Raw genomic sequence first — 24,406 nt, 5'->3', positions numbered from 1 at the left:
GCGTAGTCCGCTTATGTAGTCCACAGATGTAGTCCACAGATGTAGTCCACTTACGTAGCCCATCTACGTAGTTCCATCCACGTGGCCCACCTGAGCAGTCCACTACGCAATCCGCCTGCGCATTCCGCTGTCCTCCCTGTCCTCGTACATTTCTGGGAAAGGTATTCCGTCCAATGAAACCCGGTGTCACCCTCCACGAGAATTTCGAGCGGACCGCCTCCCGTTTCCCGGAATCCGTCGCCGTCACCGACGGCCGTACCCAGCTCACCTACCGCGAGCTGGACGAGCGGGCCGAGCGGCTCGCCGGGGCGTTGCGGGCCGCCGGTGCGGGGCGGGACCAGCGGGTCGGGCTCTGCGTCGAGCGGGGTGCCGAGCTCGTCGTCGGTCTGCTCGGCATCCTGAAGGCCGGGGCCGGTTACGTGCCGGTCGACCCCGCCTACCCGGCCGAGCGGCGCGAGTTCGTTCTCGGCCACTGCGACTCCGGTCTGGTGGTCGCCCACGCCGCGACCGCCTCCCTCGTCGAGGGCCGGCGGGTCGTCCGGGTGGACGCGCTGCCGGAGGCCGTCGCCGAGGCGCCGGCCGGGCACCTGGGTGCGGACGCCGAGAGCCTCGCGTACGTCATCTTCACCTCCGGCTCGACGGGCGAGCCCAAGGGCGTCGAGATCGAACACCGCAACGCGGTAAGGCTGTTCACCGCCACCGCCCCGGTCTTCGCGTTCGACGAGACCGACGTGTGGACCAACTTCCACTCCACCGCCTTCGACTTCTCCGTGTGGGAGATCTGGGGCGCGCTGTTCTTCGGCGGCCGCCTGGTGGTCGTCGACCGCGACACCGCCCGCGATCCGCAGGCGTTCCTCACGCTGCTGCGCCGCGAGCGCGTCACGGTGCTCAACCAGACGCCGTCCGCCTTCCGCAACCTGATCGGCGTCGACGAGGGGCAGCCGCTCGACCTGCGGTACGTGATCTTCGGCGGCGAGAAGCTGGACTACCGCTCGCTGAAGCCGTGGGTGGAGCGCCACGGCATCGAGACGCCGGCGCTCGTCAACATGTACGGCATCACCGAGACCACGGTGCACGTCACCTGGAAGGTCATCTCCGAGGCCGACCTGTCCGGCGAGGGCGACAGCCTCATCGGCCGCCCCATCGGCGACCTGCGGCTCGCCGTCCTCGACGAGGCGGGCGCGGAGCTGCCGATCGGTGCCGAGGGCGGGCTGCACGTGGCCGGCGCCGGTGTCGCCCGCGGCTACCTGGGCCACCCGGAGCTGACCGCCGAGCGCTTCGTCGAGCGGACCCTGGCCGACGGCACCACCGAGCGCTGGTACGACTCCGGCGACCGCGGTGTGCAGATCGCCCCGGGCCACTTCGCCTACGCGGGCCGCGCCGACCGCCAGGTCAAGATCCGCGGCTACCGCGTGGAGCCGGGCGAGATCGAGGCCGTGCTCCAGCAGCACGCCGCCGTCCGCGACGCCGTCGTCCTGGTCGCCGACTTCGGCTCCGGCGACCCGCGCCTGGTGGCCTACCCGGTCGTCGAGGCCGGCACCGACGCCGAGGCGCTCGCCGCGGAGCTGAAGGAGGCCGTGGCGGTCGCGCTGCCCGCGTACATGGCGCCCTCCACGTACCTCGTGATCGACGAACTCCCGGTCACCGTCAACGGCAAGCTGGACGAGAGCGTCCTGCGCAAGCGCCTGGAGCTGCGGCTCGCCGAGGCCGCCGACAGCGCCCGCGAGCAGAGCGCGGCCGGCGGTTCCGTGGAGGACGCCCTGCGCGGCATCTGGGCCGAGGTCCTCGGCACCGGTGACGCGGCCGCGATCGCGGACACCGACGAGTTCTTCGACCTCGGCGGCACCTCGTTCTCCCTGATCCACATGCTCAGCGTCGTCAACGACCGCTACCGGCTGAGCCTCAACGTCGGGACGCTCGCCGAGGGCGCGAACATCGCCGCCCTCGCCACCGCCGTCCAGCAGCAGCTCTCCCTCACCTCGCGCTAGGAGACCAGGACATGACCACCGAAGCCAAGAAGACCTTCGCTCTCTCCCCCGAGGAGATCGAGCAGTTCCACCGGCAGGGCTTCATCGGCCCGTTCACGCTGTACACGCCGGAGGAGATGAAGGCGCAGTGGCGCAAGACGCGCCTCCAGCTGCTGGACCGCAGCGACGCCGTCTACCCGGACGACGCGCTGGCCGGCGCCACCAACATCTCCAACTACGACCGTCACCTCGACAACGACTTCCTCGCCTCCCACATCGGGCGCGCCGAGATCGTCGACCGGGTGAACTCCATCCTGGGCCCGGACGTCATCTGCTGGCGCACCGAGTTCTTCCCGAAGCACCCGGGTGACGAGGGCACCGACTGGCACCAGGCGGACACCTTCGCCAACGCCTCGGGCACCCCGCAGATCCTGTGGCCGGACAACTCCGACTTCGGCGGCACCATCACCGTCTGGTCGGCGTTCACCGAGGCCGCCGTCGAGAACGGCTGCCTGCAGTTCATCCCCGGCACGCACGAGTCGATGAACTACGACGAGACCAAGCGGATGCACTACGACCCCAACTCGATCAACTCGGTCGACAAGGACGGCGTCCGCCGCGGCTTCTTCGGCTACGACTACCGCCAGCTCCAGAAGGACCCGAACTGGACGCCGGACGAGGACCAGGCCGTCTCGCAGGTCATGCGGCCGGGCCAGTTCATCATCTTCTGGTCGACGCTGATGCACGCCTCGCACCCGCACGAGGGCAAGACCAACGAGATGCGGATGGGCTTCGCCTCCCGTTACGTGCCGTCCACCGTCACGGTCTACCCGGACAGCGAGCACATCGAGGAGTACGGCGGCCGGATCAGCCTGGAGCGCTACGGCTCCGTCCTGGTCAGCGGCGAGAACAACAACGCCGACAACCGCATGGTCACGGAGACCACCCGGGGGAAGAAGTTCTGACATGACCACCAAGACCCTGAGCGTGGTCGAGGTCCTCGAACTGTGCCAGCCGCTGCTCGCCGCCTCGTCGAAGACCCTGCGGGTCTTCCCGGCCGGCGAGCGGTCCGCGGAGGAGTACTCCGCGGCCGAGGCGGCCCGGTGCAACGAGGTCCTGGCCGCCGTCGGCGACGCGTACGGCCTGGTCGTGCCGTGGTTCGAGGCCACCGCACCGCAGCAGCCCTCCGCCCTGGAGGTCGCCCTCAGCACCTATGTCGACCTGGAGCTGGGCAGCTGGCGTCCCGTCGCCGAGAGCTCGGGGCAACCGGAGGACCTCGCGGCGGGCCCGTCCGGGCTCGCCGCCCTCCCGGGCCGGCGCCGGATCGAGGCCCCGGGCGTGCCCGCCTTCGAGGCGTTCTCCGCGGGTCCGGCCGGCGCGGAGGCGATCGTCCTGATCCTGCCCTCCGGCGTGCCGGCCACGCTGTTCCGGCCCTGGCTGGAGGAGCTGTCCTCGGGACCCGACGGCCGGCTCGTCGTCACGTACGAGAACCCGTACCTGTTCGGCGACTGGCGCGGACTGGACACCCCGGCGGGCGACTTCGACGAGGAGACCGCCCTGATGGGCGCGCTGCTCACGGAGTACGGAATCACCCGCGCCCACCTGGTCGGGATCTGCGGCGGGGCGCCCGTCGGCGTCGCGGCCGCCGCCGCGTTCGGCGACCGGGTGGAGACCCTCACGGTCCTCCACCCCGACCTGAACTTCGGCGCGGGCGTCATGCGCACCCCGTTCCAGAAGCAGTTCCAGAGCGTGCTCGCCACGGCCGCGGCCGGCGTCGAGCGGGCCCGGAGCACGCTGAGCCTCTTCCTCGACCCCAACATGCTGTTCGGTGTGGAGCCGCGGCTGGCGCCGTTCATCCTCTACCCGTACGGGGACGTGGAGCTGTTCCACCGGTACGCGAAGCAGAACTACGCCCTCATGGCGTACGACGCGAACGAGGCGGCCCGGGCGATCACCCAGCGGGTGCTCATCGCCACGAGCAGCACGGACCGGATGACCCACCCCGACACGGCCCGCCACTTCGGCGACCTGGTGCGGGGCGAGGCCCGGGTCGAGGAGCGGGAGTCGGGCACCCACCACGACATCCTGATCCCGGACCCCGAGGTCTACACGATGCTGCGGGAGTTCATCGGCGGTGGCGCGTGAGCGCGGACACCCCTTCGGCCGCCGGTCCCCCCGGCTCCCGCACGGCCGCCCCGGCGGAGCGCGTCGCCCTGGTCACGCAGGCGACGCGCTACGCCGGGCCCGGCGCGGTCGAGGCGCTGCGCAAGGCCGGGTACACGGTGTTCTGCCAGGACGACGACTTCCTCGACGAGGCGGCCCGGGCCGCCTTCGAGGACGCCCGGGACGGTGCCGTCGCGAGTGACGCCAGGACCCCGGCCGGGGCGGTCGGGCAGGCCGTGAAGCGCTTCGGCCGGCTCGACGTGCTGGTCAGCAACGACGTCTACCCGGCCCGCTTCCAGCCCGTCGACCAGCCCGACGCGGCCGAGCTGCGGCGGGCCGCCGAGGTGCTGCTCGTCACCCCGGCGGCGGTCCTCGGCAAGGCCGCCGCGCACATGAAGCGGCGGGGGAGCGGCCACATCGTGGTGCTGACCTCGGCCGCCCCGCAGCGGCCCGAGCACGGCTTCTCCGTCTACAGCTCGCTGCGGGCCGCGGCCTCCGTGTACGCGCAGGCCGCGGCCCGCGAACTCGCCCCGCACGGGGTGGTGGTGCACGCGGTCGCCCCCAACTTCCTGGAGTCCGAGACCTATTACCCGCCGGAGGCGTGGGCGACGGACGAGGGCCGGGAGAAGCTCCGCGGCCTGCTGCCGGCCGGCCGGCTCGGCACCGCCCGCGAGATCGGCGACCTGGTGGTCTTCCTGACCAGCGGCTCCGCCGACTTCCTGACCGGTGACGTCATCCCCTTCACGGGCGGCTGGGCGTAGCCCCCGCCGGCCCCGTCCCCCCTAGCTGTCCTTAGCGACGAAAGTGAGAGTTCCGCTGTGAGTGCTCGGCAGACAACCATCGAGGAGTCCGAGGTCACGCCGGGTCGGAGCCTGGTGGAGCAGACCCTCGTCGAGATCTGGAAGACCACGCTGGACCGGGAGACCGTCGGGCTCGACGACGACTTCTTCGCGACCGGGGGCGACTCCCTGCTGGCCCTCGTCACCATCGAGCAGATCAACCAGCGGCTCGGCTGGTCCCTGAACATGGGCGACCTGCTGCGGTACCGCACCATCAGCAAGCTGTGCGCCAACAAGGCGATCCTGCAGGCCGCGCCGACCGAGCGCTCCGTGATCCGGATGAGCAACCAGGGGGCGCGCACCCCGCTGGTCTTCATCCACCCCGGCATCGGCCTGGTCGACGGCTACGGGCACCTGGTGCGGCTGCTCGGCTCCGACCGCGCCTGCTACGGCATCCAGTCCCCGCACATCAGCGACGTGTCCGTCCCCGACGACATGCGGGAGCTGGCCCAGCAGTACGCGGACCTGATCGAGGACGAGTTCGGCGAGGACGACTTCCACCTGGTCGGCGCCTGCGCGGGCGGCGTGATCGGCTACGAGATCGCCCGCATCGCCGAGGAGCGCGGCCTGGGCCTGCGGAAGCTGGTGATCGTCGACGGCTACCTGGACGGCTCCCGCACCGGCGCCGAGGAGCCCGGCACGGAGCAGGTCCGGCTGGTCGACTACCGCTACGACATGCTGCGGCTCATCGACCCGCACACCGAGCACGCCGCGCTCGATCCGGCCGACGCCGAGCACGAGAAGGTGTACGAGGAGGTGGCGGCGGTGCTGTTCGGCGCCGAGGCCGCGGCGAAGGGCGGCGGCGCGACCCTCTTCGCCGAGCGCGTCTACCGGGCCTTCCGCACCACCGCCCGGGCCCTGGAGACCTACCGTCCCGAGCCGCTCGACGTGGACGCGCTGATGCTCCTCGCCCAGGACAACGAGACCTTCGAGCAGTGGCGCGCGGCGATCACCGGGGAGCTGACCGCCCAGGTCATGGACTCCGAGTCGTACGGCGTGAAGCTCTGCATGACCGACGCGGTCGAGATCGCCGCGCGCATCGACGACTTCGTGGGCGAGGGCTGAGGACCATGGGCAAGGCACAGCAGACGGACGAGGCGACCAACCCGTTCGAGAACGAGTCGGGCGTCTACCGCGTCCTGACCAACGCCGCCGGCGAGCACTCGCTGTGGCCGGACTTCGCCGAGGTGCCGGCCGGCTGGCAGGCCGCGTTCGGCCCCGGGACGCGCACCGCCTGCCTCGGGTACGTCGAGGAGCACTGGACGGCCCTCGCGCCGGCCGCGACCACCGGACAGGACCTGCACTCATGACCGCACAGCTGGAGCAGCCCGCGGGCGCCGCCGCCCCGTGGACCGACGGCCTCGTCGGACGCTTCGAGGCGACGGCCGCCCGGGTCCCGGCCGCCGTCGCCCTCACCGACGGCACCACCGAGCTCACGTACGCGCAGCTCAACGCCCGCGCCAACCGGATCGCGCACCGGCTCGGCGGCCTCGGCATCGGCCCCGGCGACACCGTCGCCGTCGCGCTGCCGTCCTCGCCGGAGCTGGTCGCCGCGCTGCTCGGCACCCTCAAGGCGGGCGCGATGTACCTGCCGCTCGACCCGGGTTACCCGAGCGAGCGGCTGGCCTACATGACGGCCGACGCCCGCCCCCGGGCCCTGATCACCACCCCGGCCGTCGAGCCGGGCCTCGGCCCGGTGGACGAGGGCACCGCCCGGCTGTACCCGGGCGACGAGAGCGCCGAGCCGGACACCGACCCCGCGGGCCGCTCCACCGGGCCCGGCCAGGGCGCGTACACGATCTACACCTCCGGCTCGACCGGCCGCCCCAAGGGCGTCGTCGTCACCCACCGCTCGCTGGCGAACTTCCTCGCCTTCATGTCGCACCGGTACGGGGTGGGCGAGGCCGACACGGTCCTGTCGACGACCCCGGTCTCCTTCGACATCGCCGGCCTGGAGCTGTACCTGCCGCTGGTCAACGGCGCCACCCTGCACCTGGTGCCCCGGGAGACCGCCGTGGACGGCACCGCGCTGCGCCGCCGGCTCGCCGAGGCCGGGCCGACCCTGGTCCAGGGCACCCCCGCGCTGTGGCAGCTGCTGCGCGAGGCGGGCTGGTCGCCGGCCGAACTCCCGGCGGGCATCCGCCTGCTGTGCGGCGGCGAGGCGCTGCCGCAGGACCTCGCCGACTTCCTCGCGGCCGACGGGCACGCCGAGGTGTGGAACCTGTACGGCCCGACCGAGACCACCATCTGGTCGCTGGTCGCGCCGGTCCGCGCGGGCGAGCCCGTCACCATCGGCACGCCGATGTGGAACACCGGCGTCCATGTCCTCGACGAGCGGCTGCGGCCGGTCGCCGACGGCGAGCCCGGCGAGCTGTACCTGTCCGGCGACGGCCTGGCCCGCGGCTACCACGGGCGCCCCGGCCTGACCGCCGAACGCTTCGTCGCCTGCCCGTTCGGCGACACGTCCGACACCCCTGGCACCCCTGGCGCCCCCGGCGCCCGCATGTACCGCACCGGCGACGTCGTACGGCGCCGCCCGGACGGCGCCCTCGACTTCCTCGGCCGCGTCGACGAGCAGGTCAAGATACGCGGCTACCGCATCGAGCTCGGCGAGATCGAGGAGGCGCTGCGCCGCCTGCCCGAGGTCGCGCAGGCCCGGGTCGTGGTCCGCGAGGACGACGGCCCCGGCGCCACGCACCTGGCCGGCTACGTGGTGCCCGCCGCAGGGCACCGCCCCGAGCCGGCCGCGCTGCGCGCCGCGCTCGCCGCCTGGCTGCCCGAGCACATGGTCCCGGCCGGAGTCGCCGTCCTGGACCGCTTCCCGCTCACCCCGGCCGGCAAGGTCGACCGCAAGGCCCTGCCGCCGCTGGAGTTCGGCACCGGCACCCCGTACCGCGCGCCCGGCACCGAGGGCGAGCGGGCGCTGGCCGCGCTCTTCGGCGAGGTGCTGCGCGTCGACCGGGTCGGCGCCGACGACGCCTTCTTCGACCTGGGCGGCAACTCGCTGCTCGCCACCCGCCTGGTGGCCCGGGTCCGCGCCGAGCTCGGCGTCGAACTCCCCCTCCGCACCGTCTTCGAGGAGCGCACCCCGGCCGCCCTCGCGCTCCGCCTCGACGCGGGCGCCCCGGCCCGGCCCGCGCCCCGCGTACGGGAGCGCGGCGCGCACCTGCCCGTCTCGTACGCGCAGGGGCGGCTGTGGTTCCTGCACCGCCTGGAGGGCCCCAGCACCACCTACAACCTGCCGATCGCCGTCCGTCTCACCGGCGCCCTCGACCAGGACGCGCTCCAGAAGGCCGTGGACCACCTGGTCGCCCGGCACGAGAGCCTGCGCACCTACTTCGGCGAGGGCCCCGAGGGCGCCGAGCAGATCGTGGTGCCGGCCGCCGAGGCCCGGGTCGCGGTCGCGGTCCACGAGGTCGCCGAGGCCGAGGTCCGGGCCGCCGTCGACAAGGCCGCCGGGCATCTCTTCGACCTGTCGGCGGAGATCCCCACCCGCGTCGACCTGTTCCGCACCGGCCCCGACGCGCACGTCCTGCTGCTCTGCATCCACCACATCGCCTCCGACGGCTGGTCGCTCGCCCCGCTGGTCAAGGACCTGTGCGAGGCGTACGAGGCGGCCCGCCGCGGCGCCGCGCCCGAGGCCGCCCCGCTCGGCGTCCAGTACGCCGACTACACGCTGTGGCAGCGCGAGCTGCTCGGCTCCACCGACGACCCGGACTCGGCCATGTCCCGGCAGCTCGCCTACTGGCGCGAGCGGCTGGCCGGCGCGCCCGAGCTGCTGGACCTGCCCACCGACCGGCCGCGCCCGGCGCTCGCCACCTTCCGCGGCGACGTCGTGCGCTTCGAGGTCGGCGCCGAACTGACCGACCGGTTGCAGGCGCTGGCCCAGCGCGAGCGGGCCAGCCTCTTCATGGTGCTCCAGGCCGCCGCCGCGACCATGCTGAGCAAGCTGGGCGCGGGCTCCGACATCCCGCTCGGCTCACCGCTCGCGGGCCGCGCCGACAGCGCGCTCGACGAGCTCGTCGGCTTCTTCGTCAACACCCTGGTGCTGCGCACCGACACCTCCGGCAACCCGGCCTTCACCGAGCTGCTGGCCCGCGTCAACGAGTCGAACCTGGCCGCCTACGACCACCAGGACCTGCCGTTCGAGTACCTGGTGGAAGTCCTCAACCCGGCCCGCACCACCAGCCACCACCCGCTGTTCCAGGTGATGCTGGTGCTCCAGAACAACGTGGAGCCCGACTGGCGGCTGCCCGGCCTCGACGCCGTCCACGAGACGGTGCCGACCCGGACCGCCAAGTTCGACCTGACGGTCGAGCTCACCGAGCGCTTCGACCGGGCCGGCCGCCCGGACGGTCTGCGCGGCGAGATCGAGTACGCCACCGACCTGTTCGACCGGGCCACCGTCGAGCGCTTCGCCCGCTACCTGCTGCGCGTCCTCGACCTGGTCGTCGCCGATCCCGCGCGCCGCCTCGACTCCATCGACCTGCTCGACGGCGAGGAGCGCGGCACCGTCCTCGACGGCTGGAACGCGACCGCGCTCGACCTGCCCGCCGCCACCTTCCCCGCCCTCTTCGAGGCGCAGGTGGCGAAGACCCCCGACGGGCTCGCCCTCGTCCACGAGGACGCCGAGCTGAGCTACGCCGAGCTCGACCGGCGCGCCAACCGGGTCGCGCACTGGCTGATCGGGCGGGGCGTCGGCCGGGACGCCGTCGTGGGCCTGTCGCTGCGCCGCTCGCCCGACCTGCTGGCGAGCCTGCTCGGCATCCTCAAGGCGGGCGGCGTCTACCTGCCGCTCGACCCCGACTACCCGCCGGAGCGCCTGGCGTTCATGGTCGAGGACACCCGCCCGAAGGTCCTGATCACCACCGGCGACGTCCTCGCCAAGCTGCCCGCCGAGGCCCGCGACGTGGTCCGGCTCGCACTCGACGACCCGGCCGTACGGGCGGAGCTCGACGCCTGCCCGGAACACGCGCCCACCGACGCCGAGCGGCGCGCGCCGCTGCGCTCCGGCGACCTGGCGTACGTCATCTACACCTCGGGCTCGACGGGCCGCCCCAAGGGCGTGGCCGTCACCCACCGCGGCATCCCCAACCTGGCCCGCAGCTACATCGAGCGGTTCGGTCTGGACGCCGGCTCCCGCTTCCTGCAGTTCTCGTCCATCAACTTCGACCCGACCTTCTGCGAGATGTGCTGCACCCTGCTGTCGGGCGCGGCCGTCATCCTCACCTCGCCGGAGGAGCTGCTGTCGCCGGACCGCCAGCGGGCCCTGACGGCCCGCCACCGGCCGACGCACATCACCTTCTCGCCGACGATCCTCGGCTCGATGGCCCAGGACGCGCTGGCCGCCGTCCCGCACATCATGGTGGCCGGCGAGGCCTGCCCGCCGGGGCTCGCCGCGACCTGGTCGCGCGGCCGGACGATGATCAACGCGTACGGTCCGACCGAGGCGACCGTCGACACGCTGTACTGGCGGGTCGGCGACGCCGGGAGCGCCTTCGAGGCCGACTCGGTGCCGGTCGGCCGCCCCCTGCACAACACCCGCGTGTACGTCCTCGACGCGGCCCTGCGGCCCGTGCCGCCGGGCGTCGTCGGCGAGCTGTACATCGCCGGCCACGGCCTGGCCCGCGGCTACCTCAACCGGCCGGGGCTCACCTCCGAGCGCTTCGTGGCCTGCCCGTACGGGGAGCCCGGCGGCCGGATGTACCGCACCGGCGACCTCGCCAAGTGGCGCACCCTGCCCTCCGGCGAGGGCGTCGTGGACTTCGTCGGCCGCGCCGACGACCAGGTCAAGATCCGCGGCATGCGGATCGAGCTCGGCGAGATCGAGTCCGTCCTCGACACCCACGACGACGTCGCCCAGTCCGTCGTCGTCGTCCGCGAGGACACCCCCGACCACAAGCAGCTCATCGGCTACGTCGTGCCGAAGAGCGCCGAGGAGCGGGCGCACGACCTCGCCGAGGACATCGAGCACGTCGACAAGTGGCAGGAGATCCACGAGCAGGGCTACAGCGAGCAGGAGGACCTGGGCGTCGAACAGGACTTCACCGGCTGGAACAGCAGCTACGACAACGGGCCCATCCCGCTGGACCAGATGCGCGAGTGGCAGGACGCCACCATCGGGCGCATCCTCGGCCTGAAGCCGCGCCGCGTCCTGGAGGTCGGCGTCGGCTCCGGCCTCATCCTGTGGAAGGTCGCCCCCCACGTCGACCACTACACCGGCGTCGACTTCTCGCCCTCGCTGATCCAGACCCTCGGCAACCGGGCCGCCGCCTCCGAGGAGCTCCGCGACCGGATCATGCTGCGCAGCCTCGCCGGCCACGAGATCGGCGACCTCGCGGGCCACCGCTACGACACCGTCGTCATCAACTCCGTCGCCCAGTACTTCCCGAGCGTCCCCTACCTGATCGACGTGATCCGGCAGGCCATGGCGCTCCTGGAGCCCGGCGGCCGGATCTTCCTCGGCGACATCCGGCACCTCGGACTGCTCCACCCCTTCCTCACCGCGATCGCCCTGCACGGCGGGGCGCACGCCGACGAGCCGGCCGGGGCGGTGCGCGAGCTGGTCGAGCACACCATGGCCCTGGAGAGCGAACTCCTCCTGGACCCGGCCTTCTTCAGCCGCATCGGCGAGGAGGTCCCCGAGGTCGAGGGCGTCGACATCCAGCTCAAGCGCGGTCACCACAGCAACGAGCTGACCGACTTCCGCTACGAGGTCGTGCTGCACAAGCGGGGCGCCGCGCTCGTCTCCGTCGCCGACGCCGCCGAGCTGGCCTGGGACGGCCCCGAGGCGCTGCGGGCCCACCTCGCGGACGGGCGGCCCGGTCTGCTGCGCGTCACCGGCATCCCCAACCGGCGGGTCGCCGCCGAGGTGCTCACCGCCCGGCGGATCCGCACCGAGAACACCGCCGCCGTCCGGACCCTGCTCCCGGCGGAGCGGCCCGGCACCGACCCGGAGGCCCTGCACGCGCTGGCCGCCGAGTGCGGCTACGAGGCCCGGCTCACCTGGACCGACGCCGCCGACGGCGACCTGTTCGACGCGGTCCTCCTCGGACCGGAGCGGGCCGCGGCGCCCTGGCTCACCGACGTCTTCCGGCACACGCCCGACGGGACCCGGAGCCTGTACGCGCACGGCAACGACCCGCGCGCCGAGGAGCACACCCGCAAGCTGGCCCTGGAGGTGCGCCGGCACGCGGCCCGGTCGCTGCCCGAGCACATGGTGCCCGCGGCGGTCGTGCTGCTGGACCGGCTGCCGCTCACCCCGAACGGCAAGCTGGACACCCGCAGGCTGCCCGCGCCCGACTTCACCTCGCGGGCCGTCCGGCCGCCGCGCACCGAGCGGGAGATCACCCTCGCCCGGCTGTTCGCGGAGGTCCTGGGCCTGGAGACGGTCGGCGTCGACGACCAGTTCTTCGACCTGGGCGGCGACTCGATCCGCTCGATCCAGCTGGTCAGCCGGGCCCGCGCGGAGGGCTTCGTCATCACCCCGCGCGACGTCTTCCAGCACCAGACCGTGGAGGCGCTGATCGCCCGCGCCGCGCAGGCCGCCGAGGCGGTCGACCCGGCCGCGGTCGCGGCGACCGAGCTGCCGCACTGGCTGAAGACCCTGGAGACCCCCGACCCGTCCTACGGCGAACCGGCCCTGGAACATGCCGCGTTCGACCGGCGCCTCGACGGGGAGGCGGCCGGCGCGCTGCTCGGCGCGCTGCCCGGGATCTTCCACGCCGCGCCCGAGCACCTCGCGCTCGCCGCGTTCGCGCCCGCGCTCATCGAGTGGCGCGCCCGGCGGCTGCCCGCCGCCCAGTCCGCGCTCCGCGTCGACCTGGCGACGGACCAGGTCCCGGCCCCGTACCCGGTCAGGCTGACCCCGGGGCTGGCCGGCATCGACCGGGCGCTGACCGACCCGAAGGGCCTCGCCCGCGCCCTCAAGCGCGTCAAGGAACAGGTCCGGCAGACGCCGGCCGAGGGCCGCAACCACGCGGAACTCGCGGCGGCGAACCAGGAGTTCGGCCCCTCGCGGGTCGCCTTCCGGTACGGCTCCGACGCGCCGGCCGACGCGCCCGCCCCGTACGCCCTGCTCGTGGACGTCCGGCCCGAGGGCGAGACCCTGGCGGTCCGCTGGACCTGGGACACCGGGCTCTTCGACGCGGCCGAGGTCGGCGCCCTCGCCGACCGCTTCGCCCAGCTCCTCGAAGCCCTCGCGGGCCTCACCGGCCACCCCGAGCTCGGCGGGCTCACCCCCTCCGACATCACCCTGCTGTCGCTCAAGCAGTCCACCCTGACCGAGCTGGCGCGCACCTACCCCGGCCTCGCGGACGTGCTGCCGCTCGCCCCGCTCCAGCAGGGCCTGCTGCTCCACGTCAGCGCCTCCGCCGACCCCGAGCACGACGACGACCCCTACCAGGGGCAGACCGTCTTCGACCTGGAGGGGCCGCTCGACGCCGAGCGGCTGCGCGCCGCCGCCCACGGGCTGCTCATGCGCCACGCCAACCTGCGGGCCTCCTTCGCCGTCCGCGGCCTGGAGAACCCGGTCCAGGTCGTCCGCTCGACCGTCGAGGTGCCGTGGCGGCTGCACGACCTGACCGGCCTGCCGCCCGCCGAACAGCAGGCCGAGCGGGACCGGATCGTCGCCGAGGACGCGCGGCTGCGCTTCGATCTGGCGCGCGGGCCGATGCTCCGCTTCAGCCTGATCCGCTACGCCGCCACCCGGCACGAACTCCTCGTCGCCGACCACCACATCCTGCTCGACGGCTGGTCCATGCCGGTCGTCTGGCACGACCTGTTCGAGCTGTACGCGGGCCGCGGCGAGGCACTGCCGCCGGTCACCCCGTACCGGGAGTACCTGGCCTGGCTGGCCGGACAGGACGCGGCGGAGGCCGTCACGGCCTGGCAGGGCTACCTCGACGGGCTCGCCGGACCGACCCGGGTCGGCACCCCGGGGCTCGCCTCCCACGTGCTGCCCCGCATGACGGGCGCGGTGCTGCCGGCCGAGCTGACCCGGGACCTGGAGCGGGCCTGCGCCCGCCTCGGGATCACCCTCAACACGGCCGTGCAGACGGCCTGGGGCCTGCTGCTGGGGCGGCTCACCGGGACGGAGGACGTCGTCTTCGGCACCACCGTCTCCGAGCGGCCGGCCGAGATCGACGGCATCGAGTCCGTCGTGGGCCTGCTCATCAACACCGTGCCGCTGCGGGTGCGCGCCGAGGCCGGCGAGCCGCTGCGGGCTACCCTCACCCGGGTGCAGTCCGCCCAGCTCGACGTCTTCCCGCACCGCCACCTGGGGCTCACCGAGATCCAGCGACTGGCGGGCGCGGGCGAGCTGTTCGACTCGTACTACGTGTTCCAGAACTACCCCGATCAGGAGGACGGCGCCGCCGACCTCGGCGGGCTGCGCGCGAGCGAGCGCACCGACGGCGCCAAGGGCGTCTCGCACTACCCGCTCGGCATCACCGTGATCCCCGGGGAGCGCCTGGAACTGCTCTTCGGCCACCACCCCGATCTCTTCGACGAGAAGAAGATCGAATTCGTCAAGGACACACTCATCGAGATCATCGAGACCATCGCGGGGGAGGCTCGGGCATGAAGAACTTCGTCCAGCTGGTCCGCGAACTGCCCACCGCCGTACGGATCATGCTGCTCTGCGCGATGGCGCGCTCCGTCAGCTTCTTCGGCATCCTCGCCTATCTGCCGATCTACCTGAACGACTCGCTCGGCATGGACGGCGCCAGCGTCGGCTACGTCCTGGGCGTCTGCCTGCTCATCGGCACCATGGTGAGCGTCTACGGCGGCTACCTCGCCGACCGCTTCGTCAAGGTCGACTTCATGATCGTCCTGGATGTGCTGCTCACCGGCCTGTACGGCGTGCTGCCCTTCCTGGACTCCCCGGTCATGGTCATCGGCCTGCTGCTGGTCGCCAACACGGCCTCCTCCTCCATGAGCGTCACCGCCAACGCGCTCCTCGCCGACCTGCTGCCCTCGGAGAACCGCGCCAAGGTGTTCTCGCTGCGCTACTCGCTGCAGAACATCGGCGCGGCCATCGGGCCCTTCCTGGGCGTGTTCACGGTCAAGGTCGGCACGGGCGGCCCGTTCTGGCTCGCGGCCGGCGTCATCTTCGCCGCGCTGCTGCCGCTGGTGATCTTCCGCCGGCTGTTCACGGGCGGCCCGGCGAAGGCCGGGGCCGTGGCGGGCGCCGAGTCCGCCGAGGCCGGCTCCGACGACGAGTCGATGAACTTCCGCGAGGTGCTGCGGGTCATGCGGGCCGACCGCCGGCTCGGCCTGTTCACCCTCGGCGGCATCCTCAGCATCGTGGTCTACGGGCCGCTGCTGACCTACATGTCCCAGTACCTGGTCCTGGTCGAGTCCCGCGACACCGCCTACCGGCTGGTCGCGTACATCTCGGCCGCCAACGCCGTCGTCGTGATCTCCACCCAGTACGTCATCGGCAGCCGGCTCAAGGAGAAGACCCTGCTGCGCTGGCTCACCTGGGGCACCGGGGCCTTCGTCCTCGGCCTGGTCGGCATGGCGCTCTCCACCGAGGTGTGGATCATCGTCGCGGCGATCGTGGTCTTCACGATCGGCGAGGTCATCGTGGTCCCCGCCGAGTACATGTTCATCGACAACATCGCTCCCGCGAACCTCCGCGGCAGCTACTTCGGCGCGCAGAACCTCGTCCACATCGGGGTCGCGATCGGTCCGATCATCTGTGGCTTCCTCCTCGTGCACGCCTCCCCGGCCGCGATGTTCGCCGCGCTGATCGCCCTGGTCGTCCTCGGCTGGTGGTTCTACGTGCTCGGCTGCCGCGCCTCCGCACCCGTCACCGAACCGCAAAAGGTAAAGCTGTGAGGTCAGCATGAGTTTCGACCAGATCGTCCGGACGACCCACTGTCCCTTCGCCAAGCCGTCCCGCATGGGCACCCCCGTCAGCGTCCCCGGCAAGGACATCGAGGCCGGGCTGCGCGAACACCGCGACACCATCGAGGAGTTCTTCGCCTCGGCGCGCGAGCGGGAACTCGACGGCATGCTGCTCACCTTCGAGGACCCGGAGCTCGGCGCCACCCTGCCGGACCTGACCCGGCTCACCCGGCGCTTCTTCGAGGCGCTGTGTGAGCTCTACCCGTCGGTGTACATCCAGGACGACCCCGAGCCGGACGAGACCTGGTACGCGATGATCGGCGGCGAGCGCTTCTTCGTCGTCTCCTTCGCGCCCTGCTACCCGGAGCACTCGCCGCGGTACAACTTCGGCAGCCCGCAGACCTACTTCCTGCTCCAGCCGGCCTCCACCTTCGAGCGGAACGCCGAGCTGATCGAACGGCGCCGGGTCCGCATCCAGCGGGCGTTCAAGGCGACCGGCAAGCCGTACGACGCGGAGCTCGCCAACCTCGAGAACGACATGTTCAAGTCCGTCATGCCGATCGACCCGATCGACCGGCCCGTCCGGTGGTGGGAGGACGCGGCGACCGTCACGGCGCTGACCACGCTGACCCGGCAGGAGACGCGTCCGAAGGTCGAGCTGCGGAAGGCCGGCTAGCTCCGATGATCGAGGAACTGCTGCCCCGGCCGGTCGCGACCGCGGAAGCGTTCGGCGACCCGGCCGGGGCGCCGGTCCCCTTCCCGGGCGAGGAGCACCTGCTCGCCCGCGCCGTCCCCGCGCGGCGCCGCGAGTTCACCACCGCCCGGGCCTGCGCCCGGCGGGCCCTCGGCGGGCTCGGCGTGGCCCCCGTCGCCATCCCGTACGGGACCGACCGGGCCCCCCGGTGGCCGGCCGGGATCGTCGGGAGCATCACCCACTGCGCCGGCTACCGGGCGGCGGCCGTGGCCCGCGCCACGGACGTGGCGGCGCTCGGCCTCGACGCCGAACCGCACGCCGCGCTCGACCAGACCGGGGTGCTGCACCTGGTCACCGGCGAACAGGAGCGGGCCCACCTCGCCGAACTGGCCGCGGTCCGGCCGGACGTGCACTGGGACCGGGCCCTGTTCAGCGCGAAGGAGAGCGTCTTCAAGGCCTGGTCGCCGCTGACCGGCCGCTGGCTGGACTTCAAGGAGGCCACCGTCGCCTTCCGGCCGCGCACCTCGACCTTCACCGCCCGGCTCCTCGTCGAGGGGCCGGTGGTGGACGGCGTACGGCTGACCGGGTTCGAAGGAGGGTTTCTCGTCAAGGACGGGCTGGTCCTCACGGCCACGACCGTACGGCGGCCCGACAATGGCCCCGATCCGCACCACCGATCGAGGGGACCGCTGTGACCAGCGCCTTTGAATCCTCCACACCGACACTCGCCTCCTACGGGTGGGACGCCGACTGGGCGGACGCGTTCGCCCCGCACGCCGAAGCCGGGCTCGTCCCGGCCCGGGTCGTGCGGGTCGACCGCGGCCGCTGCGAGACGGTTGCCGCCGCCCGGGCCGACGCCGCCGCGCCCGTGACGCCGTTACGCGCCGACACCGGGCCCGTGCTCGGCGCCGACCCCACCACCGCGCCCTGCACCGGGGACTGGGCGGCCGTCGAGGCGGCCCCCGCCACCGGCGGCGGCCCGGTCGTCCGGGCGCTGCTGCCCCGCCGCACCCGCTTCACCCGCTCCACCTCCTCGGCCCGCTCCGAGGGGCAGGTGCTCGCCGCCAACATCGACCTGGCCGTCATCGCGGTCTCGCTCGCCGTCGAGTTGGACCTCGGACGGCTGGAACGCTTCCTCTCCCTCGCCTGGTCCAGCGGCGCCCAGCCGCTGGTCGTGCTGACCAAGACCGACCTCGTCCCCGACATCACCCACCTCGTGACCGATGTCGCCGAGGCCGGCCCGGGGGCGGAGGTGTTCCCCGTCAGCGCCTTCGACGGACACGGCCTCGACGCCCTCGCCGGGGCCCTGGCCGGCCGGACCTCGGCCCTGCTCGGCCAGTCGGGCGTCGGCAAGTCCACGCTGGTCAACGCCCTGCTGGGGGCCGAGGAACAGGAGTCGGGGGAGGTCCGCGGCAGCGACGGCAAGGGCCGGCACACCACCACCGCCCGCGACCTGCTGCCGCTGCCCGCCGGCGGGCTGCTCATCGACACCCCCGGGCTGCGCGGGGTCGGCCTGTGGGAGGCGAACGACGGGCTCACCCAGGTCTTCGCCGAGATCGAGGAGCTGGCCGCCCGCTGCCGCTTCCACAACTGCGAACACCACGCCGAACCCGGCTGCGCCGTCCTCGCCGCCGTCGAGGACGGCACCCTCTCGCACCGCCGGTTCGAGAGCTACCGCAAGCTGCTGCGCGAGAGCGCCTGGATCGCCTCGCGCACCGACGCCCGGCTGCGCGCCGAACTCGGCCGGGAATGGCGCCGACGCGAGGCCGCGGGGCGTGAGATGTACGAGCGCAAGCGCGGCGGGAAACACCGTAAGGCGTTCTGATGGTGGTCCGGCCACACCCGCTTCTCGGCCAAGGGCGGCGGATGTGGCCACTTGCAGCCACTGCACCTTGGTGCCAATCCAACTTCTTGTAGCGCCCGTTCGGCCCCTGGCAGATTACTCAACGACGGCAGGTCAAAAACCTGCCGGGCTAAATCGAGTAAGCCACAAGCCACTTCGAGGGAATCGGACGGTAAGAGAAATGCGACGCAAGGCTTTTGTCTACCTGGTCTCGTGCGCCGTGGCCCTCTCGGCGACGGTGATGGGCGCCTCCGCCGCGCAGGCCGCGGACACCCTGCACACGAGCAAGACGAGCGTGACCGACAGCGGCGACAGCTGGGGCTGGGACTAGCCCAGGGCCGCCCACGGCCCCTACCCACCATGCCAGAGAGGGCGAATTCCCGTGACCATTGACCAGGGCGTACTCCACTACGACTTGTCCACCGACGAAGTCGCCCAGCTGGACGCGCTGATCGCCGAACTGAAGCGGGCGGACTGCGACCCGGGCCACCCCCGCTTCCACGACGAGGCCTGGGAGCTGACCGGCCGGCTGCCCGTGGGGCTGCGGAAGTTCCTCGCGGAGTTCCGCCGCGACGACCCGGCGGCCGCATTCAAGATCCGGGGATTCGACGTCGACGACCAGGGCGTCGGACCCACTCCCGGCAGCTGGGCGGACGCCGCCTCCTCGCTGAACACCCGGCGCGAGGAAATCTTCCTCTCACTGATCGGGAAATGCCTCGGCGAGATATTCAGCTGGCCCACCCTCCAGTCCGGCCGAATGATCCAGAATGTGCTGCCGATCGCCGGCGAGGAGAACGAGCAGAGCGGTCACGGCAGCGATGTCCTGCTGGAATGGCACACCGAGGACGGATTCCACCCGTACCGCTGTGACTATCTGGCCCTTTTCGGAATCCGCAACCACGACCGGGTGCCGACCACCGTCGCCTCCATCCGTGACGTGACCCTCGGCGCGGAGACCCGGAAGACCCTGTCCGAGCCGCGCTTCTACATCCTTCCGGATGACGAGCACCTGCGTCAGCTCGCCGTCCAGCAGCCCGACCACCCGGGGCTGCTCCGGATGCGCGCCATGCGCGAGACCCCGGAGCCGGTCGCCGTCCTCTTCGGCGCCCCCGACTCCCCGTACCTGCGGATCGACCCCTTCTTCATGCGGTGCGTCGAGGGTGACTCGGGTGCCGAGCAGGCCCTGAAGGAGCTCGTCGCCGAGCTGGAGCGGGCCACCCGGGACGTGGTCGTCGAGGCCGGGACGCTGCTCGTCGTCGACAACTACCTCGCCGTGCACGGCCGCAAGGCGTTCACCGCCCGCTACGACGGTACGGACCGCTGGCTCCAGAAGGCGATCATCACCCGTGACCTGCGCAAGTCGCGCGAGACCCGGGACACCGCCGCCGGTCGTGTCCTGATCTGATCCACCAGGAGTAGAAGGGGGAGAGGCGCGATGGCAGCGTCCCATGCTGTACCGATCGACGCGGTGGTCCTCGCCGACGTGGCGATCGTCCTGCTGGTCGGGGCCGTCATGGTCCGGCTCGCGCGGCGGATCCACCAGCCGCCGGTGGTGGCGGAGATCGCCGCCGGACTGGCACTGGGGCCCAGCCTGCTGGGACTGCTGCCGGGCAACCTGCCCGAGCTGATCTTCCCGCCCGAGGCCCGGCCGATGCTGTCGGCCGTCTCCCAGGTCGGCCTCGCGCTCTTCATGTTCCTGGCCGGCTGGGAGCTCGACCTGGGCAAGCTGCGCGGCCGCACCGCCTCGGTCGGCTCCACGGCCGTCCTCGCGATGGCCGTCCCCTTCGCGGTGGGCGCCGGCGCGGCGGCGCTGCTGTACGGCTCGCTGGCGCCCGCCGGGGTGGGCCGGGACATGTTCGTGCTCTACCTGGCCACCGCCTTCTCGATCACCGCGTTCCCGGTGCTCGCCCGGATCATCCGGGACCAGAACCTCGGCACCACCCGGGTCGGCACCACCGCCATGGCCTGCGCCGCGGCCGGTGACGTGGTCGCCTGGTGCGTGCTGGTCCTGGTGGTCGCGATGGCCGGCTCCGGCGGCACCGGCGGCTTCTTCCAGGTCCTGGCCTGGACGGCGGCGTACGCGGCGGCGATGCTCTTCGTCGTGCGGCCGCTGCTGCACAAGGCGCTGCGCTGGTCCGGCAGCGGCCGGCTCGCCGTCGTGGCGGCCGGCGTGCTGCTCTCCGCCTACGCCACCTCGTGGGTCGGCATCCACGCCATCTTCGGCGCCTTCGCCTTCGGCCTGATCATGCCGAGGCAGGAGGCGGGCGACCGGGACTCCGTGCTGCACCGCCAGATCGAGGTGCCGCTGGAGAAGGTCTCGGCCCTGCTCCTGCCGGTCTTCTTCGTGGTCACCGGCCTCTCCGTCGACGTCGGCGGGCTCGGCTGGTCCGGCCTCGCGGCGCTGCTGCTCGTGCTGGTCGCCGCGGTGGTCGGCAAGTTCGCTGGCGCCGCGATCCCGGCCCGGTTCTCCGGGATGAGCTGGCGGGACGCGGGGGCCTTCGGCACCCTGATGAACACCCGCGGCCTCACCGAGATCGTCATCCTCGGCATCGGCCGCGAACTGGGCCTGATCGGGCCGGAACTGTTCACCATGATGGTCCTGATGGCCCTGGTCACCACGGCCATGGCGGGCCCGATCCTGCGCCTGCTCGGCGTGGGCGGCCCGACACCCGAGCCGGACCTGGCCCCGCTCACCGGCACCCCGGCCAAGGAAAAGATCGGAGCCGCCTGATGCACCCCGCCCGCCTCTTCGGCTACGAACACCGCGCCAACGGCACCGTCGTGATCACCCGCGGCTGTCGCACCGTCTCCGTCGTCCGCGGGGACGGCGAGGTCGGCCGCTTCCTGGCCGAACTGGCCGGGGCCACGGCGGGCGGCGGCAGACAGCAGGTACTCGCCCGCTGGGCCACCGGCGCCGTACCGGCCGCGTGAACGCACCGCAGGGCCCTGCCCTCCCGGACCGGGGGACGGGCCCTGCGGTGTTTCCGTGCGCGGGCGGCCGGATCGGTTCCGGTGCTCCGTGCGTCAGGCCGCGGATCGGGTCCGGTCGGGTCCTCCGTGCGTCAGTCCGTCGGATCCGGCTCGGGCATCTCGTCGGTCTCCGCGACCCGGCGCCGGGCGCGGGCGGCGAGCTGACGGGTGGCGGCCGGGGTGAGGCCCATGGCCGGGGCGATGGTGTCGATGGGGACGCCGAAGTCGTCGTGCAGCACGTACGCGACCCGCTCGGCGGGCGGCAGGGCGTCCAGGACGGCCTCCTCGCCGGGCCCGGCGCCCAGCGGTCCCGGCTCCGGCCCGCTCCAGGACGCCTCGCGCTCCCGCAGCCGGGCCAGGCAGACCCGGACCAGGGCGGCCAGGGAGGGCGTGGGCGCGCCGCCCGGGGCGGGGGCGGGCGCGCCGGGCCCGGCGCCGCGCTCCGCCTCCCGCAGGGCCGCGTCGGCCTCGGCGTCGGAGCCGAGCAGGCGGTACGCGACCGCGCGCGGTCGCGTACCGGTGCCCACGGCGTGGGTGTCCACGGTCAGTCGCCGTGTCCCGTCCCGCCGCTGCCGAAGCCGCCGCTGGAGATGCCGCCCCACTTGCGCTTCTCCTCGCTCGGCGGGTCGGGCGAGGTCTCGGTGCCGCCGCCGTCCTTGAGCTGGTACGGCATGAGCCGGTGTTCTCCGTCGGTGTGGGGCATCTCGGTCGGCCTGCGGTACTCGGACATCTCGCCGGGCAGCGCGTCGGTCTCCGGGCGGTGCGGCTGCTCGTCCGGGTCGGGCGGACGGGACTCGCGGTCCTTGATGCGCATGCCGAGGATGAAGGCGCCGATGAGGACGACGACCACGACGAGTCCGCCGAGGACCTGGGCGAGACCGGACTGCCAGACACCGGCCGCCGTGGTGACCTGGGCGGAACCCACGAGGAAAGTGTTCATACTCCAGGGATACCCCTTTTTGCCCCGTTTCGTCCTGCGGGGGGAATCCGGTTCTGAAACATTTCCCGGACCCCATCGCGTATGTGGTGTGTAAGCGCACCGACAGCGAACGCGACACGCGACGGAAGGGGGGACATGAGACAGTCCCGCGCGGACGAGTTCCTGGAGTTCGCCGCCGCCCGTTCGGGCCACCTGTTCCGCTCCGCATGCCTGCTGACCAGCGGCGACACCCATCTCGCCGAGGACCTGGTGCAGGACACGCTCGGCCGGATGTACGTCCACTGGGGGCGCATGACCCGGATCGGCAACCCGGCCGCCTACGCACAGACCGTGCTCGTACGGGGCTTCCTCAGCCACCGCAGGCGCCGCTCGGCCACCGAGCGCCCCCTCGGCGAGCTGCCCGACCGGGCCCCCGCCACCGGCGAGGACCCCGCCCTGCGGATCGCCCTGCTCGACGCCCTCGCGCAGCTCGCGCCGAAGGACCGGGCCGTGATCGTCCTGCGGTACTGGGAGGACCGCAGCGTCGAGGAGACGGCCGACGCCCTGCACGTCAGCTCGGCGGCGGTCCGCACCCGTTCCTCCCGCGCCCTGGCCACGCTGCGCCGCCGGCTCGGCGGCAGCATCACCGAGCTCGCCGCCCGCTGACCAGGCACCCCTGCTCTTTACGACCCACGAACCGGAGACGGTGATCCCGCCATGCCCCAGCACGAAGACAACGACACGACGAACGCACGATTCGAGGAGGAACTGGGCGCGGTCCTGCGCCGCACCGGCGACGGCTTCGTCACCGACGACCGCCGCGAACTCGCCTCGGGCGGCCTCACCCGGGGCCGCCGCCGCATGCTGCGCCGCCGCCTCGCCATGACCGGCGGCGGGCTGGCCCTCGCCGGGATCGCCCTGGGCGGCTCGTACGGCGGCTCGCTGCTCGGCGGCCTGGGCGGGGGCGACGTGGGAGCCGTGGGCTCCGTGGGCGGCGTCTCGGCGCCGGCGGCCCCGGAGCCCGGCGCCGACGGCACGGGCGGCGGCCAGGCCGAGCAGGGGCGCGGGAAGCCCGGCGACGAGCCGCGGATCCCCGTCGCCGACCTCGCCGCCGTCCTCAAGGCCAACACCCCGGCCGGGACCTGGGAGATCCAGGACCCCCAGGGCAGGGGCCAGTCCGTCGCCGCCGTGTACGACGACGGCAAGGGCAAGGCGGCCGTCACGGTCGGCCTCTACCGCGCCGACGGCGCCTGGTCGGCGGACCAGATGCAGTGCCCGGACAAGGCCGCCGTCCCCTACGACCGCTGCGTCGCGGGGAAGACGGCCGACGGCTCCCGGCTGCTGATCGTCCAGGGGTACGAGTACCCCGACAAGCGCGTGGAGACCAAGAACTGGCGGGCGCTGCTGCAGACCAAGGAAGGCTTCATCGTCGACGCGAGCGAGTACAACGCGGCGGCCGAGAAGGACTCCCCGATCACCCGCGAGAACCCCCCGTTCTCCGGGACGCAGCTGAAGGCCCTGGTCACGGCGGCCGGCTGGCGCCCGCTGCTGAAGCAGCTGCCGCCGCCGGCGACCAAGCCCGGTGGCGGGTCCGGGACGACGGAACCGGCCGCGCACGAGCCGAGCGCCGCCGCCGTCCAGGCGACCCTGCGCTCGCTGCTGCCCAAGGACCGGGGCCTGAGGGTCGTCGGCAAGGGCGGCGAGGGCAGCTACGCCTACCTGGTCGTCGACGACGGCAAGGGCAGGAGCCTCGTCCAGATCAACGTCCAGCCGGGCATGACGGGCATCCGCGGCGACGTCTTCGGCGTCCCCGGCGTCACCACCGAGGCCGACGGCACGCTGGTGAGCCTGAGTGAGCGGCCGGGCGAGAAGGGCGGCGAGGGCGTCGTCTGGTGGAGCGCCGACACCCTGGCCCTCGACGACTTCCGGGTCGTCGTCTCCGCGTTCAACTCCGGCACCCAGCACGACGCGGCGACCCGGACCGAGCCGGCGCTGACGACGGAGCAGATGAAGACGATCGCGCTGAGCCCGAAGTGGCGTGCGCTGACCGGGAAGTGACCCCCTGAACGACGGGCCGGACCTCGGCGGAGGCCCGGCCCGTCCCCTTTCGCCCGGCCCGCCCCGGGCCGACCTGGCCAGACCCCGCCTCGCCTCGCCCGG

General features: G+C 72.9%; 19 protein-coding genes. 17 read left to right on the top strand and 2 right to left on the bottom strand.

Annotated elements, in window-relative coordinates:
- Positions 1–173: 173 nt before the first annotated feature.
- The 15 genes from AB0Q96_RS07635 (at position 174) to AB0Q96_RS07565 (ending at position 21,288) form a co-directional block, all read left to right on the top strand.
- On the top strand, positions 174–1,988 hold the full coding sequence (locus tag AB0Q96_RS07635; protein WP_365322699.1) for an amino acid adenylation domain-containing protein: 1,815 nt from the start codon (positions 174–176) through the stop codon (positions 1,986–1,988).
- A gap of 11 nt (positions 1,989–1,999) precedes the next feature.
- On the top strand, positions 2,000–2,932 hold the full coding sequence (locus AB0Q96_RS07630; protein WP_361176753.1) for a chlorinating enzyme: 933 nt from the start codon (positions 2,000–2,002) through the stop codon (positions 2,930–2,932).
- A gap of 1 nt (position 2,933) precedes the next feature.
- A complete protein-coding gene (locus AB0Q96_RS07625) occupies positions 2,934–4,112 on the top strand; it encodes an alpha/beta hydrolase (protein ID WP_365322696.1) in 1,179 nt (392 codons plus the stop codon).
- A complete protein-coding gene (locus AB0Q96_RS07620) occupies positions 4,109–4,891 on the top strand; it encodes an SDR family oxidoreductase (protein WP_365322694.1) in 783 nt (260 codons plus the stop codon). Before AB0Q96_RS07625 ends, AB0Q96_RS07620 begins: the two co-directional genes overlap by 4 nt.
- Positions 4,892–4,948: 57 nt before the next feature.
- A complete protein-coding gene (locus tag AB0Q96_RS07615; RefSeq protein ID WP_365322692.1) occupies positions 4,949–6,034 on the top strand; it encodes an alpha/beta fold hydrolase in 1,086 nt (361 codons plus the stop codon).
- Between the two features lie 5 nt (positions 6,035–6,039).
- Positions 6,040–6,279 carry an MbtH family protein gene (locus AB0Q96_RS07610; RefSeq protein ID WP_365322690.1) on the top strand — a complete coding sequence of 80 codons (240 nt, stop codon included), beginning with the start codon at positions 6,040–6,042 and terminating at the stop codon, positions 6,277–6,279.
- The gene (locus tag AB0Q96_RS07605; protein ID WP_365322688.1) at positions 6,276–14,552 is read left to right on the top strand and encodes an amino acid adenylation domain-containing protein; all 8,277 of its coding nucleotides are present in this window, start codon (positions 6,276–6,278) and stop codon (positions 14,550–14,552) included. The genes AB0Q96_RS07610 and AB0Q96_RS07605 overlap by 4 nt, the downstream gene beginning before the upstream one ends.
- Entirely contained in the window at positions 14,549–15,811 is a 1,263-nt protein-coding gene (locus AB0Q96_RS07600; protein ID WP_365322686.1) for an MFS transporter, read from the top strand. The genes AB0Q96_RS07605 and AB0Q96_RS07600 overlap by 4 nt, the downstream gene beginning before the upstream one ends.
- Positions 15,812–15,818: 7 nt before the next feature.
- A complete protein-coding gene (locus tag AB0Q96_RS07595; protein WP_365322684.1) occupies positions 15,819–16,496 on the top strand; it encodes a hypothetical protein in 678 nt (225 codons plus the stop codon).
- A gap of 5 nt (positions 16,497–16,501) precedes the next feature.
- Complete coding sequence (locus tag AB0Q96_RS07590; protein WP_365322682.1) at positions 16,502–17,209, top strand: 4'-phosphopantetheinyl transferase superfamily protein; 708 nt, start codon at positions 16,502–16,504, stop codon at positions 17,207–17,209.
- A complete protein-coding gene (gene rsgA, locus AB0Q96_RS07585; protein ID WP_365322680.1) occupies positions 17,206–18,339 on the top strand; it encodes a ribosome small subunit-dependent GTPase A in 1,134 nt (377 codons plus the stop codon). Before AB0Q96_RS07590 ends, rsgA begins: the two co-directional genes overlap by 4 nt.
- 199 nt (positions 18,340–18,538) lie before the next feature.
- A complete protein-coding gene (locus AB0Q96_RS07580; RefSeq protein WP_165591009.1) occupies positions 18,539–18,688 on the top strand; it encodes a hypothetical protein in 150 nt (49 codons plus the stop codon).
- 51 nt (positions 18,689–18,739) lie between these two features.
- On the top strand, positions 18,740–19,762 hold the full coding sequence (gntD, locus tag AB0Q96_RS07575; RefSeq protein ID WP_365322678.1) for a guanitoxin biosynthesis L-enduracididine beta-hydroxylase GntD: 1,023 nt from the start codon (positions 18,740–18,742) through the stop codon (positions 19,760–19,762).
- Positions 19,763–19,792: 30 nt separating this feature from the next.
- Positions 19,793–21,088, top strand: coding sequence for a cation:proton antiporter (locus AB0Q96_RS07570; RefSeq protein ID WP_365322676.1), 1,296 nt, complete (start codon positions 19,793–19,795; stop codon positions 21,086–21,088).
- A complete protein-coding gene (locus AB0Q96_RS07565) occupies positions 21,088–21,288 on the top strand; it encodes a hypothetical protein (RefSeq protein ID WP_365322674.1) in 201 nt (66 codons plus the stop codon). The genes AB0Q96_RS07570 and AB0Q96_RS07565 overlap by 1 nt, the downstream gene beginning before the upstream one ends.
- Before the next feature lie 131 nt (positions 21,289–21,419).
- On the opposite strand, the gene AB0Q96_RS07560 is transcribed toward AB0Q96_RS07565, so the two are convergent.
- Positions 21,420–21,869, bottom strand: a complete 450-nt coding sequence (locus tag AB0Q96_RS07560; RefSeq protein WP_365322672.1) for a sigma factor-like helix-turn-helix DNA-binding protein — start codon at positions 21,867–21,869, stop codon at positions 21,420–21,422.
- 2 nt (positions 21,870–21,871) lie between these two features.
- Positions 21,872–22,267: a DUF6479 family protein gene (locus tag AB0Q96_RS07555; protein WP_365322670.1), complete on the bottom strand. Its 396-nt coding sequence runs from the start codon at positions 22,265–22,267 to the stop codon at positions 21,872–21,874.
- A gap of 135 nt (positions 22,268–22,402) precedes the next feature.
- On the opposite strand from AB0Q96_RS07555, the gene AB0Q96_RS07550 reads away from it, so the two are divergent.
- Together AB0Q96_RS07550 and AB0Q96_RS07545 are read left to right on the top strand one after the other, a co-directional pair.
- On the top strand, positions 22,403–22,912 hold the full coding sequence (locus AB0Q96_RS07550; protein ID WP_365322668.1) for a SigE family RNA polymerase sigma factor: 510 nt from the start codon (positions 22,403–22,405) through the stop codon (positions 22,910–22,912).
- A gap of 51 nt (positions 22,913–22,963) precedes the next feature.
- On the top strand, positions 22,964–24,304 hold the full coding sequence (locus AB0Q96_RS07545) for a hypothetical protein (protein WP_365322666.1): 1,341 nt from the start codon (positions 22,964–22,966) through the stop codon (positions 24,302–24,304).
- Positions 24,305–24,406: the final 102 nt, after the last annotated feature.

The sequence above is a fragment of the Streptomyces sp. NPDC093111 genome (assembly GCF_040683955.1).
GTDB lineage: Bacteria > Actinomycetota > Actinomycetes > Streptomycetales > Streptomycetaceae > Streptomyces.
Note: the sequence above shows the minus strand (reverse complement) of the source record. Positions and strands in the feature narration are given on the sequence as shown.